Source organism: Kribbella sp. NPDC004875, from assembly GCF_042873375.1.
GTDB lineage: Bacteria > Actinomycetota > Actinomycetes > Propionibacteriales > Kribbellaceae > Kribbella.
This window is the reverse complement of sequence record NZ_JBIALI010000009.1, coordinates 45,597-62,340: the sequence shown is the minus strand read 5'-3', so window position 1 is coordinate 62,340 and position 16,744 is coordinate 45,597. Positions and strand designations below refer to the sequence as shown.

17 protein-coding genes are annotated in these 16,744 nt (G+C 69.1%); 14 read left to right on the top strand and 3 right to left on the bottom strand.

Annotated elements, in window-relative coordinates; translation table 11 throughout:
* Nucleotides 1–65: 65 nt before the first annotated feature.
* From ACFYRH_RS38185 to ACFYRH_RS38175, 3 genes are all read left to right on the top strand, one after another.
* Nucleotides 66–1,154, top strand: a complete 1,089-nt coding sequence (locus tag ACFYRH_RS38185) for a Gfo/Idh/MocA family protein (RefSeq protein ID WP_387785210.1) — start codon at nucleotides 66–68, stop codon at nucleotides 1,152–1,154.
* A 65-nt stretch (nucleotides 1,155–1,219) separates the two neighbouring features.
* Entirely contained in the window at nucleotides 1,220–1,657 is a 438-nt protein-coding gene (gene aroQ, locus ACFYRH_RS38180; protein WP_387785208.1) for a type II 3-dehydroquinate dehydratase, read from the top strand.
* Nucleotides 1,658–1,736: 79 nt separating this feature from the next.
* Nucleotides 1,737–2,396 carry a LuxR C-terminal-related transcriptional regulator gene (locus ACFYRH_RS38175; protein ID WP_387785206.1) on the top strand — a complete coding sequence of 220 codons (660 nt, stop codon included), beginning with the start codon at nucleotides 1,737–1,739 and terminating at the stop codon, nucleotides 2,394–2,396.
* Here the strand turns inward: ACFYRH_RS38175 and ACFYRH_RS38170 are convergent.
* Complete coding sequence (locus ACFYRH_RS38170) at nucleotides 2,355–3,275, bottom strand: EamA family transporter (protein WP_387785204.1); 921 nt, start codon at nucleotides 3,273–3,275, stop codon at nucleotides 2,355–2,357. The genes ACFYRH_RS38175 and ACFYRH_RS38170 overlap by 42 nt on opposite strands.
* A 104-nt stretch (nucleotides 3,276–3,379) precedes the next feature.
* Here ACFYRH_RS38170 and ACFYRH_RS38165 point away from each other — a divergent pair, with 104 nt between their 5' ends.
* A complete protein-coding gene (locus ACFYRH_RS38165; protein WP_387785202.1) occupies nucleotides 3,380–3,877 on the top strand; it encodes a MarR family winged helix-turn-helix transcriptional regulator in 498 nt (165 codons plus the stop codon).
* Nucleotides 3,878–3,883: 6 nt separating this feature from the next.
* Nucleotides 3,884–5,050 (top strand): methyltransferase, FxLD system, encoded by a 1,167-nt coding sequence (gene fxlM, locus ACFYRH_RS38160; RefSeq protein ID WP_387785200.1) that lies wholly within the window; start codon nucleotides 3,884–3,886, stop codon nucleotides 5,048–5,050.
* On the opposite strand, the gene ACFYRH_RS38155 is transcribed toward fxlM, so the two are convergent.
* A complete protein-coding gene (locus ACFYRH_RS38155) occupies nucleotides 5,028–5,750 on the bottom strand; it encodes a hypothetical protein (protein WP_387785199.1) in 723 nt (240 codons plus the stop codon). The two genes, fxlM and ACFYRH_RS38155, sit on opposite strands and share 23 nt — an antisense overlap.
* A 158-nt stretch (nucleotides 5,751–5,908) precedes the next feature.
* On the opposite strand from ACFYRH_RS38155, the gene efp reads away from it, so the two are divergent.
* Together efp and nusB are read left to right on the top strand one after the other, a co-directional pair.
* Complete coding sequence (gene efp, locus ACFYRH_RS38150; RefSeq protein ID WP_387785198.1) at nucleotides 5,909–6,472, top strand: elongation factor P; 564 nt, start codon at nucleotides 5,909–5,911, stop codon at nucleotides 6,470–6,472.
* 35 nt (nucleotides 6,473–6,507) lie between these two features.
* A complete protein-coding gene (gene nusB, locus ACFYRH_RS38145) occupies nucleotides 6,508–6,918 on the top strand; it encodes a transcription antitermination factor NusB (protein ID WP_387785197.1) in 411 nt (136 codons plus the stop codon).
* Between the two features lie 263 nt (nucleotides 6,919–7,181).
* On the opposite strand, the gene ACFYRH_RS38140 is transcribed toward nusB, so the two are convergent.
* A complete protein-coding gene (locus tag ACFYRH_RS38140) occupies nucleotides 7,182–7,697 on the bottom strand; it encodes a transcriptional regulator (protein ID WP_387785195.1) in 516 nt (171 codons plus the stop codon).
* A 206-nt stretch (nucleotides 7,698–7,903) separates the two neighbouring features.
* On the opposite strand from ACFYRH_RS38140, the gene pyrR reads away from it, so the two are divergent.
* Genes pyrR through ACFYRH_RS38105 form a run of 7 tightly spaced genes read left to right on the top strand, consistent with a single transcriptional unit; the run spans nucleotide 7,904 to nucleotide 16,728 of the window.
* The gene (gene pyrR / locus ACFYRH_RS38135; RefSeq protein ID WP_387785194.1) at nucleotides 7,904–8,500 is read left to right on the top strand and encodes a bifunctional pyr operon transcriptional regulator/uracil phosphoribosyltransferase PyrR; all 597 of its coding nucleotides are present in this window, start codon (nucleotides 7,904–7,906) and stop codon (nucleotides 8,498–8,500) included.
* Nucleotides 8,500–9,435: an aspartate carbamoyltransferase catalytic subunit gene (locus ACFYRH_RS38130; protein WP_387785192.1), complete on the top strand. Its 936-nt coding sequence runs from the start codon at nucleotides 8,500–8,502 to the stop codon at nucleotides 9,433–9,435. Before pyrR ends, ACFYRH_RS38130 begins: the two co-directional genes overlap by 1 nt.
* Entirely contained in the window at nucleotides 9,432–10,724 is a 1,293-nt protein-coding gene (locus ACFYRH_RS38125) for a dihydroorotase (RefSeq protein WP_387785191.1), read from the top strand. Before ACFYRH_RS38130 ends, ACFYRH_RS38125 begins: the two co-directional genes overlap by 4 nt.
* Nucleotides 10,721–11,206: a hypothetical protein gene (locus tag ACFYRH_RS38120; protein ID WP_387785190.1), complete on the top strand. Its 486-nt coding sequence runs from the start codon at nucleotides 10,721–10,723 to the stop codon at nucleotides 11,204–11,206. The genes ACFYRH_RS38125 and ACFYRH_RS38120 overlap by 4 nt, the downstream gene beginning before the upstream one ends.
* Nucleotides 11,203–12,345 carry a glutamine-hydrolyzing carbamoyl-phosphate synthase small subunit gene (carA, locus tag ACFYRH_RS38115; RefSeq protein WP_387785189.1) on the top strand — a complete coding sequence of 381 codons (1,143 nt, stop codon included), beginning with the start codon at nucleotides 11,203–11,205 and terminating at the stop codon, nucleotides 12,343–12,345. The genes ACFYRH_RS38120 and carA overlap by 4 nt, the downstream gene beginning before the upstream one ends.
* On the top strand, nucleotides 12,345–15,650 hold the full coding sequence (gene carB / locus ACFYRH_RS38110) for a carbamoyl-phosphate synthase large subunit (RefSeq protein ID WP_387785187.1): 3,306 nt from the start codon (nucleotides 12,345–12,347) through the stop codon (nucleotides 15,648–15,650). Before carA ends, carB begins: the two co-directional genes overlap by 1 nt.
* Nucleotides 15,643–16,728 (top strand): quinone-dependent dihydroorotate dehydrogenase, encoded by a 1,086-nt coding sequence (locus ACFYRH_RS38105; protein WP_387785186.1) that lies wholly within the window; start codon nucleotides 15,643–15,645, stop codon nucleotides 16,726–16,728. The genes carB and ACFYRH_RS38105 overlap by 8 nt, the downstream gene beginning before the upstream one ends.
* Nucleotides 16,729–16,744 lie beyond the last annotated feature (16 nt).

Here is a 16,744-nt window from a genome sequence, read left to right as displayed (position 1 = left end):
GTCGGGTCGCGGCGTACGGCGCGATCGGTTAGGGTTCTGGAAACGCCTCGGAAAGGGCTTTCCGTATGACTGAGCGCAAGCACCGGATCGCGATCGTCGGAACCGGTGGGATCGCCGGCTCGCACGCCCGGGCCGTGACGGCGCTGGCGGAGCGGGCCGAGCTGGTCGCCGCCGTCGACGTCGATCTGGACCGGGCCAAGGGGTTCGCCGCCAAGTGGGACATCCCGGCGACCTACCCGAGCCTGACTGACCTGCTGGCGACCGAGCAGCTGGACCTGGTCCACCTGTGCACCCCGCCGAACTCGCACGTGCCGTTGGCCGCCGAATGTCTCGCGGCGAATGTCGACGTCTACATGGAGAAGCCGCCGACGCTGTCGCTGGACGAGTTCGACACGCTGCTGGCCGCGGAGGACAAGTCCTCGGCGCAGGTCGCGTGCGTGTTCCAGCACCGCTTCGGGTCCGGCGCGGTGCGGCTGCGCGAACTGCTCGCTGACGGTGTCCTCGGCCGGCCGTTGGTTGCCCTGTGCAACACCGTCTGGTATCGCGACGACGCGTACTTCGCGGTGCCGTGGCGCGGCACGTTCGACGTCGAGGGCGGCGGCCCGACGATGGGGCACGGCATCCATCAGTACGACCTGCTGCTCTCGGTCCTCGGCCCGTGGGAGAAGGTGACCGCGCTCGCGGCCCGGCAGGCTCGCCCGACGCAGACCGAGGACGTGTCGATGGCGCTGGTGACGTTCGAGAACGGCGCGGTCGCGTCGGTCGTGAACTCGCTGGTGTCGGCCCGCCAGACCTCCCAGCTCCGCTTCGACTGCGAGAACGCGACCGTCGAGCTGGAACACCTGTACGGCTACAAGAACCCGGACTGGACCGTCACCCCGGCGCCCGGCCACGAAGCGGTCGCGGAGGCGTGGTCGACCGATCTGCCCGATGTCGCGAGCGGCCACACCGCCCAGCTCACCGCGATCCTCGACGCGAAGGATGCCGGCCGACCGGTTCCGGTCCCGTTGACCGAGGCCCGCAACACGATCGAGCTCGCCGCCGCGATCTACGCGTCCGCCTTCACCGACAAGCCGATCCGCCGCGGCGAGCTGGCCCACGGCTCGCCGTACGCCGAACGCATGGGCGGCCCCGGCGCACCCTGGTCAGCCTAGTTCCGCAGGCAGTTCGAGCCGGTCGACGCCGCGTTCGCCCGGGCGCGACCACTAGGGTGAGTGCTGTGACAGAGCGAGTGCTGGTGCTGAACGGACCGAACCTCGGGCGCCTCGGGTCCCGCGAACCGGAGAAATACGGTACGACGACCTTCGCCGAGCTCGTCGGCGTCTGCGAGAAGGCCGGCACCGAGCTCGGGTTCGCGGTCGAGGTGCGGCAGACCGACGACGAGGCCGAACTGGTCGGCTGGCTGCACGAGGCGGCCGACGGCCGCATCCCGGTCGTGCTGAACCCGGCCGCGTTCACCCACTACTCCTACGCGCTGCGCGACGCGATCGCCCAGCGGACCGCCCCGTTGATCGAGATCCACCTGACCAATCCGGCCACCCGCGAGGACTTCCGGCACACCAGCGTGGTCGCCGGTGTGGCGACCGGGACCATCGCCGGTTTCGGCCTCGACTCGTACCGGCTCGCCCTCCGCGCACTCACCGGCCTCGACTCGTAACCAACCTGCCCTTTCGGGCATCGAGTAGTTGTCGGGCCAGTCAGCGGTCCGTTCGACGATGCTCAGGGGAGTGGCGAGGATGACGACGCAGCAGTGCATTCCGGTGTGGGTGAAGGCGCTGGACCCGCTGTCGCAGTTCGGGCTGATGTACGCGCTCGGGCAGCGATCCGAGATCTGCCTGATCAGCGACGCCGATCTGGCCGCGCGGTCGTTCGATCAGCGCTCCGAGTCGTCAGTGATCGCACTGGTTGCCGTCGACTCACTGGACCCAGCAGCGGTCCAGGTAATGCGCGCCGCGACGCAACGAGGCTGCCGCCGGATCGTGGTGATCGGCAGTGCCATCGACGACGATGCGCTGATGACCGCGGTCGAGCTGGGAGTTTCCGGCGTACTGCGGCGTACCGAAGCGACCGCCGATCGGATCGTGCACCTGGTGCAGGCTGCCGCCGTGGGTGACGGCAACCTGCCTCCGGACCTTCTCGGCCGCCTGCTCGGTCAGGTGTCGCGGACGCAGCGGCCCGTGCTCGCGGCGCGCGGGCTGTCGCACACCGGCCTGTCCGACCGCGAGACGCAAGTACTGCGTTTGGTGGCCGACGGCAAGGATACGCAGGAGATCGCGCGGGAGCTGTCCTACTCGGAGCGGACCGTGAAGAACGTTCTGCACGACGTGACCAGCCGGCTGCAGTTGCGGAACCGCTCACACGCCGTCGCGTACGCACTCCGCGAAGGCCTGATCTGACGGCTGCACCAAGACGGTCCGTGAGCGCCTGCGTGGCGCCGACCACGTTGACCATGTTGACCAGCGGACCTGTGCGCTGACCAGCGCTGCCAGCACGATGAAGCCACCGATCGCTTGCAGCACGGTCAGATGCTGGTCGAGGACCAACCATCCGAGTGTGGTGGCGACAACTGGGCTCAGCAGTCCCAGGAACGTCACCTCGGTCGGAGCGAGTGCCCGGAGCCCACGGAACCAGAGTGCGTAGGCGACTGCCGAGCCGAAGAGGGACAGGTACGAATAGCCCGCGAGGTTCCGCAGCGTCAGAGCGGGGAGTGCACCCTCGACGAGGAAGGCGACAGGGAGCAGTACCAGCCCACCAGCGGCCAGCTGCCAACCGGTGGTCGCCAGCAGGGGAGCCGGCGATGTCCAGCGCTTGCTGAGGACGACGCCGAACGCCATCACGACCGCGCCGCCGACGGCTGCGAGAACACCCACTGCGTCCAGGTGTGCGGTGGCTCGCAGTACCAGCAGGCCGACGCCGAAGACGCCTGCCATCGCTGTGAGGACAGTGCGAAGGGACAGGCGCTGGCGGAGCAGACCGGCTGACAGCAACGCGACCAGCAGCGGCTGGATCGCGCCGACGGTCGCCGCGACGCCACCGGGCAGCCGGTACGCGCCGACGAACAGCAATGCGTTGAAGGCGCCGATGTTGAGCGTGCCGAGAACGAGTGAGCGCCACCACCAGCTGCCGCGTGGCAGCACCCGGGTGATCGCGATCAGCAGCAGGCCCGCCGGCAATGCGCGCAGGAGCGCGGCCAGCAACGGACGGTGCGCCGGGAGGAGCTCGGTGGTCACCAGGTAGGTGGTGCCCCAGAGCATCGGCGCGATCGCCGTGACCAAGAGGAGTGAGAACCGTCGATTGCTTAGCACTAAGACAAAGTATCTCAGCGCTAAGCAATATGCAAATCTCTCACCGCTAAGCAATCCGGCGGTAGGCTGGGCAGATGGCAGATCACGTCGACCTGGTGCTCGAGCAGTGGCGGGAGCGGCGGCCCGACCTGGACACGTCGCCGATGGGGATCATCGGGCGGATGAGCCGGCTCGGAGCGATGTTCGACGCCGAGCTCCGGCGGAACTTCAGCAAGCACGACCTGGACCGCGCGTCGTTCGACGTGCTGGCGACGCTGCGGCGCAGCAACGACGAGCACAGCCTCACCCCGGCCGGGCTGATGCACTCGTCGATGGTCACCTCGGGAGCGATCAGCCAGCGGCTGGACCGGCTGGAGGCCCGCGGTCTGGTGACCCGCACGCCCAGCGAGACCGACCGGCGTGGGGTCCAGGTGACGCTGACGCAGGACGGCCTGGACCTGATCGACAAGGTGCTGCCGACCCACGTCGACACCGAGGAGCGTCTGCTCGCCGGTCTCCCGCCCGCCGATCGTGACCGGTTGGCCGGTCTGCTACGAGCCCTGTTGGAATCCCTCGGGGACAAGCGAGACTGAAGCCCTATGGCGGACCTCGGGAACGACTCGGTGGAGACGGAGTCGTTGCGCGCGGCCCTCATCAGGCATCTGGTCACCGAAGGGACGATCCACGACCAGCGCGTCGCCGCCGCGTTCCAGGCGGTGCCGCGGCACGTGTTCGTCCCGCAGGCGCCGCTCGACGTCGCGTACGCCGATGACGTCGTACTGATGAAACGCGACGGGTCCGGTGTGGTGACGAGCTCGGTGTCGCAGCCGAGCATCATCGCGTTGATGCTGGAGCAGGCGGCGATCCAGCCGGGGGACCGGGTGCTCGAGATCGGTTCGGGCGGCTACAACGCCGCACTGATGCGAGAGCTGGCTGGACCGACCGGCTCGGTGACCACGGTCGACATCGACCCGGAGGTGACCGACCGGGCACGGCTGTTGCTGGACGAGTCCGGGTACGGCGATGTCGCCGTCGTGCAGGCGGACGGCGCGTTCGGTGCTCCGGAGCGGGCGCCGTACGACCGGATCGTGGTGACAGTCACCGCATGGGAGATCGCGAGTGCTTGGCTGCGGCAACTGCGGCCGCGCGGGCGGATCGTCGTACCACTGCGGATGCGGGGGCAGACGCGGTCCGTCGCGTTCGATCGGGTCGGAGATCATCTGGAGAGCCGGTCCACCACGCTGTGTGGGTTCGTCAGCATGCAAGGGGCCGGGGCGAACTACGAGCGTCTTGTCCCGCTCGGCGAGCTGGAGTTGACGTTCGACGAGGACCAGGCGGGCGAGCCGCACCCGCGGGCCGACGTACTGGCGTTGCCGCGACTGCAGATGTGGTCCGGAGTGCAGGTGGATCGCGAGGAACCGTTGCTCGACCTCTACCTGTGGCTGGCCGGGACCTTGCCCGGGTACTGCGTGATGTCGAGCGGGGAGTGGTCGTGGGTCGCAGCGGTCGCGACCGCGGACAGTCTGGCCTACCTGTCGACGCGGCCCGCGTCGGACGGGTCATATGTCGAACTGGGGTGCGCCGGGCACGGACCGAGAGCACCTGAGCTGATCGACCGCATGCTCGACCAACTGCGGACGTGGGATGCGCGGCACCGGAACGGGCCCGGGCCGTCGTTCCAGGTTCATGCGCGGGCCGATGAGCTCCCGGCGGGCTTCCACATCGTCCGGAGAGACAGCTACATCACTGTGACGTGGGCGGAGTAGTCCCAGGCCGCGGCGGGTTGCTGACCGTCTGCCAGAGTTCGTCGATGTCGGACCGGTCGTCCGGCTCGGGCGTGTCCACCCAGCCACTGGCCCAGACGTTCTCCTCGCGGTCGTCGAGGTTGAAGATCGACTCCGCGAAGGCGGCCGAACCGACGTACCGCTCGTCGTCCTCGCCGGACTCGACCGCGTCGTCGGACTGCTCGGGAGCGCCGGCCTGTGGCGCCTTCGACGGCATCAGACCGCGGGCGTACGCCTGCGCTTCGAGGATCCCCAGCTCCCGCTGCTCGCCGAGCAGCCGGATCGCGGCGACCTCGTTGTTCGCGTTCATCAGCTCGCGCACCTTGGCGTCCAGGTCCGGGGTCGGCGTCGGCAGGTTGTTCTGCTGCGGCCGATGCGCCGGCGGCTGGTTGTACTGCGGTTGGCTGTACTGCGGTTGGCTGTACTGCGGGTTGTATTGCGGCTGGTAGTTGTACGGGGCCGGTTGGTAGGGGACCGCCGGGGGCCCGCCCTGGCCGGCGGCCTGGGTGAACTGGCCCTGGAACTGGACCGGCTGGTTGCCGCCCTGCTGGGCCTGGATCTTCTCGATCAGCGCCTGCATCCGCGGGTTCGGCTTGCCGTCGCGGCGGGTGGACTGCTGCCTGGCCTTGGTGATCAGGCTGACCACGATCATCACCACGACGAAGATCACGAACTGCGTCATCGCCGGCCTCCTGGCACCTCGGTGGGCGATCTGGATGTCCAGCCTAAGGCCACCGAGGTCTAGGGCCGGGCTCCTGGGCCGATGCGGGAATCGGAGGAAACGACAGTGACCGCTACAATCACGTGTTACCGCTGATCGATCCCGAAGGGTATACCCGCGTGGCAACGACGAACGACCTCAAGAACGGCATGGTGCTCGACCTGGACGGCCAGCTCTGGTCCGTCGTGTGGTTCCAGCATCACAAGCCGGGCAAGGGCGGCGCCGTCGTCCGGACCAAGCTGAAGAACGTGCTGTCCGGCAAGGTGGTGGACAAGACCTTCAACGCCGACGTGAAGGTCGAGATCGCCACGGTCGACAAGCGTGACATGACCTACCTGTACAACGACGGTACGGCCTACGTCTTCATGGACAAGTCGACCTATGACCAGCTCCAGATCCAGCCCGAGGTCGTCGGCGACGCCTCGCACTTCCTGCTGGAGAACCAGGACGCGATCGTCGCGGTCCACGACGACCTGCCGCTGTACGTCGAGCTGCCGGCCTCGGTCGAGCTCGTCGTCGAGTACACCGAGCCGGGCCTGCAGGGCGACCGGTCCAGCGGCGGCACCAAGCCGGCCCGCCTGGAGACCGGGTACGACATCCAGGTGCCGCTGTTCCTGACGACCGGCGAGAAGGTCAAGGTGGACACCCGGACCGGGGACTACCTCGGCCGCGTCACCTCCTGACCGCGCAGTACTAGGAAAAGACAGGACAACAGCAGATGTCTGCCCGGAGCAAGGCGCGCAAGCGCGCGCTCGACGTGTTGTTCGAGTCGGAGGTCAGGGGGCTGCCGGTCGGTGGCACCCTGGCCGACCGGGTGGCCGACAACGACCCGCCGGTGAACGAGTTCACCGTGGCGCTGGTCGAGGGAGTCGCGAAGCACGCTGAGCAGATCGACGACCTGCTGGAGACGCACTCGGTCGGCTGGACGCTGGACCGGATGCCGGCGGTCGACCGGAACATCCTCCGGATCGGTGCCTACGAGCTGCTGTTCGACGACCAGGTCCCGGACGTGGTCGCGGTGAGCGAGGCGGTCGCGCTGGCGCGCGATCTGTCGACGGACGAGTCGCCGACGTTCGTGAACGGCCTGCTGGCCAGGCTGCTGCAGTTGAAGCCCACCCTGGGCGTCTGAGAGTGCGAGGGGGGCGAGCCCTCTCCATCCTCTGTCTCGGTCCGCTGTCATGGCCCGGTGACCGTCTCGGTACGGTCCCGGGCCGCTGGTGCGTCCCCGGGTCCGGGCGGGTGGGTGAGGTGGATACCCGCCACTTGGACCTTCAGTTTTTACTGCGTTTGTTGCTGGTACCGCTCTGTTCGGTCAACTGAGGAAGGCGGGCGGCCGCGGGCCAGCTGCTACAAGCCCCGACCGTCTGGTGCCTTCAGTCAGTCAGCACAGCATCAGGCGCCGGCGGCCTCGGACGGTTCCTCGACCTCACCCTTCGCCTCCGGGTTCAGCACACCCCAGGAGATGAAGCGCTCGGTCAGCGTCGTCGGCGACTCGTCGTAGATGACCGCGAGCGTCCGCATGTCGTCCTGACGGATCGACAGCACCTTGCCGTTGTAGTCCCCACGCTGAGCCTGGATCGTGGCCGCGTACCGCGTCAGCGGACCGGCCTCGCTCGCGTCGAGGTGTTGCAGAGCCTCCAGGTCGAGAATCAACCGGGGCGGAGCCGCGGCCGCAGCCGCTGCGCTGGCGGACCCAGGAAGCAGTTCACGGATCGGAACGCCGTAGAAATCGGCGAGCTCCGCGAGCTTCTGGACCGTGACGGCTCGATCGCCGCGCTCGTACGAGCCGACGACGACCGCCTTCCAGCGACCCTTGGACTTCTCTTCTACGCCATGCAGCGACAGTCCTTGCTGCTGGCGGATGGCACGTAGCTTGCCACCCAGTGTCTTCGCGTATTCGCTAGGCACGCTGGTTCTTCCCTCCGACTAGTTTCGTCATGTCCGGCCCGCCGGAACGGGCCGGGTAGGTGAAACCCCCCTCGATTACACAGAGTAACATTAGGCCGGGCGGGAGGCCAGCGTCAAGACGGCGTGTCACTTCCGATACCATGTCAAGCGGTCCGAACGTCCTTTAAAGACCCGTCCCGAGAGGCGGGAAAGGAGGAACGGTAGCGATGAGCCCTGCCCAGAGCGCAGAGCAACCCGAGCTCGCGCAGCCGCCGAAACACAGCGGCCGCGAGGTTCTCGACGCTTCCGATATTTCCCGGGCACTGACCCGGATCGCCCACGAGATCCTCGAGCGGAACCGCGGCGCCGACCCGGTCGTCCTGCTCGGCATCCCGACCCGCGGCGTCCCGCTGGCGCAGCGGGTGTCCGCCCGGATCCAGGCCGTCGAGGGGCAGAGTGTGCCCACAGGGTCACTCGATGTGACGATGTACCGCGACGACATCGGTCTCAAACCGCCCCGTGGCCTGGAGCACACCGACATCCCGGCGGACGGGATCGACGGCAAGGTCGTCGTACTGGTCGACGACGTGCTGTTCTCCGGCCGCACCATCCGCGCGGCGCTCGACGCGCTCGGCGACATCGGCCGGCCGCGGGCCGTGCAGCTGGCGGTCCTGGTCGACCGCGGCCACCGCGAACTGCCGATCCGTGCCGACTACGTGGGCAAGAACCTGCCCACCTCGCTCGTGGAGCGCGTCACCGTGCACCTCGAGGAGTTCGACGGCGAGGACGCCGTGCTGATCGCGGACAAGGGAGCGAAGGGCTGATGAAGCACCTGCTGAGCGCCGGCGACCTGAGTCGCGACGAGGCGCAGCTGATCCTCGACACCGCCGAGGAGATGCGGTCGCTGGCCGACCGCCCGATCAAGAAGCTGCCCGCGCTGCGCGGGCGCACCGTGGTGAACCTGTTCTTCGAGGACTCCACCCGGACCCGGATCTCGTTCGAGGCGGCCGCCAAGCGGCTGTCGGCGGATGTGATCAACTTCTCCGCCAAGGGTTCGAGCGTGAGCAAGGGGGAGAGCCTCAAGGACACCGCGCTGACCCTGCAGGCGATGGGCGCCGACGGCGTCGTCTGCCGGCACGGCTCGTCCGGCGCGCCGCACCTGCTGGCGAAGTCGGGCTGGATGACCGGCTCGGTGGTGAACGCCGGCGACGGCACCCACGAGCACCCCACGCAGGCGCTGCTGGACGCGTTCACGATGCGCCGCCACCTCGGGTCGCTGGAGGGCCGGCGGATCACGATCGTCGGCGACGTCCTGCACTCCCGGGTCGCCCGGTCGAACGTGTTGCTGCTGTCGACGCTGGGCGCCGAGGTCACCGTGGTCGCCCCGCCGACGCTGCTGCCGGTGGACATGACGAGCTGGCCGTGCGTCACGTCGTACGACTTCGACGCGGTGCTGCCGAAGAGCGACGCGGTGATGATGCTGCGAGTGCAGCGGGAGCGGATGAACGACGCGTTCTTCCCGAGCGCCCGCGAGTACACCCGCCGCTACGGCCTGGACAAGCCCCGGATGGCGCAGCTGCCGGACGAGGCGATCGTGCTGCACCCGGGCCCGATGAACCGCGGGATGGAGATCAGCGCCGAGGTCGCCGACTCCACCCGCTCGGTGATCGTCGAGCAGGTCACGAACGGCGTGGCGATCCGGATGGCCGTCCTTTATCTGCTGTTGTCAGGTAGTAACGAAGAGGAGCAGAACGCATGACCGCACACCTGATCACCGGAGCCAAGATCGTGGGCGGTGAGGTGGCGGATCTGCTGATCGACAACGGCGAGATCGTTGCTGTCGGCACCAACCTGGACGCAGCCCCGGACGCGACGACGATCGACGCCACCGGGCTGATCGCGCTGCCCGGCCTGGTCGACCTGCACACCCACCTGCGCGAGCCCGGGCGCGAGGACGCCGAGACGGTGTTCACCGGCACGCGGGCCGCGGCCAAGGGCGGGTTCACCGCGGTCTTCGCGATGGCCAACACCGACCCGGTCGCGGACACCGCGGGCGTCGTCGAGCAGGTCTGGCGCCTCGGCCGCGACGCCGGGTACGCCGATGTGTACCCGATCGGCGCGGTGACGGTCGGCCGGAAGGGCACGCAGCTCGCCGAGCTCGGCGCGATGGCGGACTCGGCGGCCCGCGTCCGGGTCTTCTCCGACGACGGCGACTGTGTCTGGGACGCCGCGCTGATGCGTCGCGCGCTGGAGTACGTGAAGGCGTTCGACGGCGTGATCGCGCAGCACGCGCAGGAGCCGCGGCTCACCCAGGGCGCGCAGATGAACGAGGGCGCGCTGTCCGGCGTCCTCGGCCTGACCGGCTGGCCGAGTGTCGCCGAGGAGGCGATCATCGCGCGCGACATCCTGCTGAACGCGCACGTCGGCTCGAAGCTGCACATCTGCCACCTGTCGACCAAGGGCTCGGTGGAGATCGTCCGCGCCGCCAAGCGCCGCGGCCTCGAGGTGACCGCCGAGGTCACGCCGCACCACCTGCTGCTGACCGAGGACCTGGCCGCCTCCTACAACCCGGTGTACAAGGTGAACCCGCCGCTGCGCACCAAGGCGGACGTCGAGGCGGTCCGCGAGGGCCTGGCCGACGGCACCATCGACATCGTCGCCACCGACCACGCGCCGCACCCGGTCGAGGACAAGGACTGCGAGTGGAGCGCCGCCGCGTTCGGTATGACCGGGCTGGAGACCGCGCTGAGCGTCGTACAGCAGGCGATGGTCGACACCAACCTGCTCACCTGGGCCGATGTCGCGGACCGGATGAGCTACCGCCCGGCCGCGATCGGCCAGGCGGCCGAGCAGGGGCGTCCGCTGGAAGCCGGCGCGCCGGCGAACGTCGTGCTCTACGACCCGCGCATCGAGCAGACCGTCGTACCGGACGCATCGGTGTCGCTGTCGCGGAACACGCCGTTCGAGGGGATGACGCTGCCGGGCAAGGTCGTCGCGACGTTCCTCCGCGGGACGCCGGCCGTCCTGGACGGTGAATTGACCCGGTGAAGGCCTTCCTGGGCGTTCTGGGCACGCTGCTGGTCCTGGCAGCGGGCTACTTCGGTATGTACCGGGGCTGGCGCAACCGCCAGACCCGGCAGGCCGACCTCGCGCCGTTGCCCGCGGTGCCTGAGGAGAAGACGCGCGGCGTCGAGGGCGTCTACGTCGCGACCACCACGGCCGGCGACTGGATGGACCGGATCGCCGTGCACGAACTGGGCGTCCGCAGCATCGCGGACCTGGCCGTCAGTGCGGACGGCCTGATCTTCCACCGGCAGGGCGCGGCGGATGTGTTCATCCCCGCGGACCAGGTGACCGGCGTCCGGACCGACCGTGGGATCGCCGGCAAGGTGACCGCGGAGAAGTCCGGCCTGGTCGTGGTCACCTGGACTCACGACGGCCACCAGCTCGACACCGGCTTCCGCCCGCGTCGCAAGGCCGACACCGCCGCCCTGACCGCATCCATCTCGACCCTGATCGGAGCACAATGAGCCAGCCCGCTTTGCTGGTCCTCGAGGACGGCCGGTCGTTCGCCGGTACGTCGTACGGGGCAACTGGAGAGACCTTCGGCGAGGCGGTGTTCACCACCGGGATGACCGGATACCAGGAGACACTGACCGACCCGTCGTACCACCGCCAGATCGTCACCCAGACCGCGCCGCACATCGGCAACACCGGGATCAACGACGAGGACGACGAGTCGCAGAAGATCTGGGTCTCCGGGTACGTCGTCCGCGACCCCGCCCGGGTCCCGTCGAACTGGCGCGCCAAGCGGTCGCTCGACGACCAGCTGAAGGCGCAGGACATCGTCGGCATCTCCGGGATCGACACCCGCGCCCTGACCCGCCACCTGCGTGAGCGCGGCGCGATGCGGGCCGGGATCTCCACCGAGATCCTGGACCCGGCGGAGCTGCTCGCGAAGGTGCTCGAGCAGCCGCCGATGGTCGGTGCCGACCTCGCCACCGAGGTGACGACCTTCGAGCCCTACGTCGTCCCGGCCGAGGGCGAGAAGCGGTTCACCGTGGTCGCGCTCGACCTCGGGATCAAGTCGATGACGCCGAAGCGGATGGCCGAACGCGGTATCGAGGTACACGTGCTGCCGGCCACGGCCGCACTCGAGGAAGTCCTCGCGGTGAACCCGGACGGCATCTTCATGAGCAACGGCCCCGGCGACCCGGAGACCACCGAGCACCCGACCACGCTGCTCAAGCGGCTGCTCGAGCAGGACAAGCCGTACTTCGGGATCTGCTTCGGCAACCAGGTGTTCGGCCGGGCCCTCGGACTCGGCACGTTCAAGCTCAAGTACGGGCACCGCGGGATCAACCAGCCGGTGCTCGACCGGGCCACCGGCAAGGTCGAGATCACCGCGCAGAACCACGGGTTCGCGGTCGACGCGCCGATCGATCAGACCGTCGAGACGCCGTACGGAACGGCTGAGGTCAGCCACGTCTCGCTCAACGACAGCGTCGTCGAAGGACTCAAGCTCACCGGCAAGGACGGCCGGGTGCTCGCGTTCTCCGTGCAGTACCACCCCGAAGCGGCAGCAGGGCCTCACGACTCGGCCTACCTGTTCGACCGGTTCGTCGAGCTGATGACTGTTCATTCGGAGAACGAAGGGGGGCGGAACTGATGCCGCGCCGTACAGACATCGAGTCGGTCCTCGTGATCGGCTCCGGCCCGATCGTGATCGGCCAAGCCTGTGAGTTCGACTACTCCGGGACCCAGGCCTGCCGGGTGCTGCGGGAGGAGGGCTTCCGCGTCGTCCTGGTGAACTCCAACCCGGCCACGATCATGACCGACCCGGAGTTCGCCGACGCCACGTACGTCGAGCCGATCACCCCGGAGTACGTCGAGAAGGTGATCGAGAAGGAGCGCCCGAACGCGCTGCTCGCGACGCTGGGCGGCCAGACCGCGCTGAACGCGGCGATCGCGCTGCACGACAACGGGGTCCTGGAGAAGTACGGCGTCGAGCTGATCGGCGCGTCGGTCGACGCGATCCAGCGCGGTGAGAACCGGGAGTCGTTCAAGCAGATCGTCGAGAAGCTCGGCGCGGAGGTCGCCCGCTCGGTGATCTGCCACACGCTGGACGACGTGATGGGCGCCGCGGACCAGCTCGGGTACCCGCTGGTCGTCCGGCCGTCGTTCACGATGGGCGGCGTCGGCAGCGGGATGGCGTACGACGAGGCCGACCTGCGCCGGATCGCCGGCGCCGGCCTGCACGCCTCGCCGACCACCGAGGTGCTGATCGAGGAATCGATCCTCGGGTGGAAGGAGTACGAGCTGGAGGTGATGCGCGACAAGGCCGACAACGTCGTGATCATCTGCTCGATCGAGAACGTCGACCCGATGGGGGTGCACACCGGTGACTCGATCACGGTCGCGCCGGCGATGACGCTGACCGACCGCGAGTACCAGGTGATGCGGGACCTCGCGATCGGCATCATCCGCGAGGTCGGGGTCGACACCGGCGGCTGCAACATCCAGTTCGCGGTGAACCCGGCCGACGGCCGGCTGATCGTGATCGAGATGAACCCGCGGGTGTCGCGGTCCTCGGCGCTGGCGTCGAAGGCGACCGGCTTCCCGATCGCGAAGATCGCCGCCAAGGTGGCGATCGGCTACACCCTGGACGAGATTCCGAACGACATCACCAAGCAGACCCCGGCCAGCTTCGAGCCGACGCTGGACTACGTCGTGGTGAAGGTGCCGCGGTTCGCGTTCGAGAAGTTCCCGGCCGCGGACGCGACGCTGACCACGCACATGAAGAGCGTCGGCGAGGCGATGGCGATCGGCCGCAACTACACCGAGGCGCTGCAGAAGGCGCTGCGCTCGCTGGAGAAGCCGGAGGCCCGGTTCTCCTGGAAGGGCCAGCCGGCGACGGACCTGGAGCCGTTGCTGGAGGCGATCAAGACCCCGCAGGACGGACGGCTGCGGATCGTGATGGACGCGATCCGGGCCGGCGCGACGCCGGAGCAGATCTTCGACGCGACGAAGATCGACCCGTGGTTCGTCGACCAGCTGTACCTGATCCACGAGACCGCGCTGCAGGTCGCGGCCGCGCCGCGGCTGACGCCCGAGGTGATCAAGCTCGCCAAGCGGCACGGGTTCTCCGACCTGCAGCTGGCCGAGATCCGCGGGCTCACCGAGGACGTGGTCCGCGGCGTCCGGCAGGCGCTCGGGATCCGGCCGGTCTACAAGACGGTCGACACCTGCGCGGCCGAGTTCAAGGCCGAGACGCCGTACCACTACTCGTCGTACGACGAGGAGTCCGAGGTCGCGCCGCGGACCGAGCCGGCCGTGCTGATCCTCGGCTCCGGGCCGAACCGGATCGGGCAGGGTATCGAGTTCGACTACTCCTGCGTGCACGCGTCGATGGCGCTGCGCGAGGCCGGTTACTGCACGATCATGGTGAACTGCAACCCGGAGACGGTCTCGACCGACTACGACACCTCCGACCGGCTGTACTTCGAGCCGCTCACCTGCGAGGACGTGCTCGAGATCGTGTACGCCGAGATGCAGGCGGGCCCGGTGGCCGGCGTGATCGTCCAGCTCGGCGGCCAGACGCCGCTCGGGCTGGCGCAGCGACTCGCGGATGCCGGCGTACCGATCGTCGGGACGTCGCCGGAGGCGATCCACCTGGCCGAGGAGCGGGGCGCGTTCGGCAAGGTGCTCGCGGACGCGCAGCTGCCGGCGCCGAAGCACGGCACGGCGATGTCCGCCGACGAGGCGCACGCGGTGGCGGAGGAGATCGGGTTCCCGGTGCTCGTCCGGCCGTCGTACGTGCTTGGTGGTCGCGGGATGGAGATCGTCTACAGCTCGGCCGAGCTGAGCGCGGCGCTGGGCCGGCTGAGCGCCGGATCGGTCTCGTGGGAGCACCCGGTGCTGATCGACCGGTTCCTCGACGACGCGGTCGAGATCGACGTCGACGGCCTGTACGACGGCAACGAGCTGTTCCTCGGTGGCGTGATGGAGCACATCGAGGAGGCCGGGGTGCACTCGGGCGACTCGTCCTGCGCGCTGCCGCCGATCACGCTCGGGAACGCGGACATCGAGAACATCCGCCGGTCCACCGAGGCGATCGCCCGCGGCGTCGGCGTGCGGGGTCTGCTGAACGTCCAGTACGCGCTCGCCGGCGACGTGCTGTACGTGCTGGAGGCGAACCCGCGGGCGTCCCGGACGGTGCCGTTCGTGTCGAAGGCGACCGCGACGCCGCTGGCGAAGGCCGCGGCCCGCGTGATGCTCGGGGCGACCATCGCCGACCTGCGCGGCGAGGGCATGCTGCCGGCCGAGGGCGACGGCGGCACGCTGCCGCCGACCACGCCGATCGCGGTGAAGGAGGCCGTGATGCCGTTCAACCGGTTCCGGACCATCGACGGTTCGTCCGTCGACACGGTGCTCGGGCCGGAGATGAAGTCGACCGGCGAGGTGATGGGGATCGACGACACCTTCGGCACGGCGTTCGCGAAGTCGCAGGCGGGGGCGTCGCAGCCGCTGCCGGGTGACGGCAAGGTGTTCGTGTCGGTCGCGAACCGGGACAAGCGGCACATGATCTTCCCGGTCAAGCGGCTCGCGGATCTCGGCTTCCAGATCTACGCCACCGAGGGCACCGCGGACGTGCTGCGGCGCAACGGGGTCGAGGCGGTCACGGTCCGCAAGAGCAGCCAGGGCCCGGGCCCCAACGGTGAGCCGACGATCGTCCAGATGGTCCAGGACGGTGAGCTGAACCTGATCGTCAACACCCCGATCGGGATCACCCAGGGCGGTTCGCCGCGGCTCGACGGGTACGAGATCCGGAGCGCGGCGGTGGCGCGGAACATCCCGTGCATCACCACCGTGCAGGGGCTCGCGGCGGCGGTCCAGGGCATCGAGGCGCAGCGGGCCGGCGATATCGGCGTCCGCTCGCTGCAGGACTGGGTGCCGAGGATCCACGGTGTCTGAGCTGTACGATCCAGCGCTCCCGGCGCGGCAGCGTGGCCGGAGGTCGGCGTACGAGCGGGTGGTCCGGCCGGTGCTGTATCGGCTGGGTCGCGGTGACGCGGAGGTCGCGCACGAGCAGACGCTCGCCGGCCTCCGCCTGCTCGGCCGCATCCCCGGCGCCGCGCGCGCCGGGGCGCGGCTGTCCGGCACCCCCGCGCCCCGGACCGTCTTCGGCGTCCGCTTCCCGTCACCGGTCGGGCTGGCGGCCGGCATGGACAAGAACGGGATCGCCCTGCGCGCGTGGCCCGCGATCGGCTTCGGCTTCGTCGAGGTCGGGACCGTCACGGCCCACCCACAACCGGGCAACGAGAAGCCGCGGTTGTTCCGCCTCGTCGACCACGAGGCGGTCATCAACCGGATGGGCTTCAACAACCTCGGCAGCGAGGCGCTGGCCGCGCGACTGGCGGCGTACGGCGATCTCGGGTACCCGCTCGGGATCTCGATCGGGAAGTCGAAGATCACGCCGCTCGAGGAGGCGGTCGAGGACTACGTGACCTCGCTGCGCCGGCTCTACCGGTACGGCGACTACTTCGCGGTCAACGTGTCGTCGCCGAACACCCCGGGACTGCGTGCACTGCAGGACGCCGGGCACCTCCGCGAACTGCTGACGGCGCTGCGCACCGAGGCCGCTTCGCTGAGTGTGACCGGGCTGGCGCCGAAACCGATCCTGGTGAAGATCGCCCCCGACCTGACGACGTCAGCGATCGACGAACTGCTGCAGGTCTGCACCGACGTCGGCGTCGCCGGCATCATCGCCACCAACACCACGATCGGCCGCCCCGGTGTCGAGTCACACCCGCTGGCCGGCGAGACCGGCGGTCTGTCCGGGCGCCCGCTGACCGAGACCTCGGCCAAGATCGTCGCGCACATCCACGCACAGACCGGGGGAGCGCTGCCGATCATCGGCGTCGGCGGCATCCTCGAACCTGCCGACGCCACCCGCCTGTTCGACGCGGGCGCGAGCCTCGTCCAGGTGTACTCGGGCCTGATCTACCGCGGCCCCGGACTGATCCGGAAGATCAACAGGAGCTTGCCTTGAGCAACGAGACCTTGGA

Excerpts from the sequence above, each read along its gene's own strand:
- ACFYRH_RS38185 (WP_387785210.1), top strand. The coding sequence starts at position 66 with ATGACTGAGCGCAAGCACCGGATCGCGATCGTCGGAACCGGTGGGATC.
- ACFYRH_RS38175 (WP_387785206.1), top strand. The coding sequence starts at position 1,737 with ATGACGACGCAGCAGTGCATTCCGGTGTGGGTGAAGGCGCTGGACCCG.
- ACFYRH_RS38165 (WP_387785202.1), top strand. The coding sequence starts at position 3,380 with ATGGCAGATCACGTCGACCTGGTGCTCGAGCAGTGGCGGGAGCGGCGG.
- fxlM (WP_387785200.1), top strand. The coding sequence starts at position 3,884 with ATGGCGGACCTCGGGAACGACTCGGTGGAGACGGAGTCGTTGCGCGCG.
- ACFYRH_RS38155 (WP_387785199.1), bottom strand. The coding sequence starts at position 5,750 with ATGACGCAGTTCGTGATCTTCGTCGTGGTGATGATCGTGGTCAGCCTG.
- nusB (WP_387785197.1), top strand. The coding sequence starts at position 6,508 with ATGTCTGCCCGGAGCAAGGCGCGCAAGCGCGCGCTCGACGTGTTGTTC.
- pyrR (WP_387785194.1), top strand. The coding sequence starts at position 7,904 with ATGAGCCCTGCCCAGAGCGCAGAGCAACCCGAGCTCGCGCAGCCGCCG.
- ACFYRH_RS38130 (WP_387785192.1), top strand. The coding sequence starts at position 8,500 with ATGAAGCACCTGCTGAGCGCCGGCGACCTGAGTCGCGACGAGGCGCAG.
- ACFYRH_RS38125 (WP_387785191.1), top strand. The coding sequence starts at position 9,432 with ATGACCGCACACCTGATCACCGGAGCCAAGATCGTGGGCGGTGAGGTG.
- carA (WP_387785189.1), top strand. The coding sequence starts at position 11,203 with ATGAGCCAGCCCGCTTTGCTGGTCCTCGAGGACGGCCGGTCGTTCGCC.
- carB (WP_387785187.1), top strand. The coding sequence starts at position 12,345 with ATGCCGCGCCGTACAGACATCGAGTCGGTCCTCGTGATCGGCTCCGGC.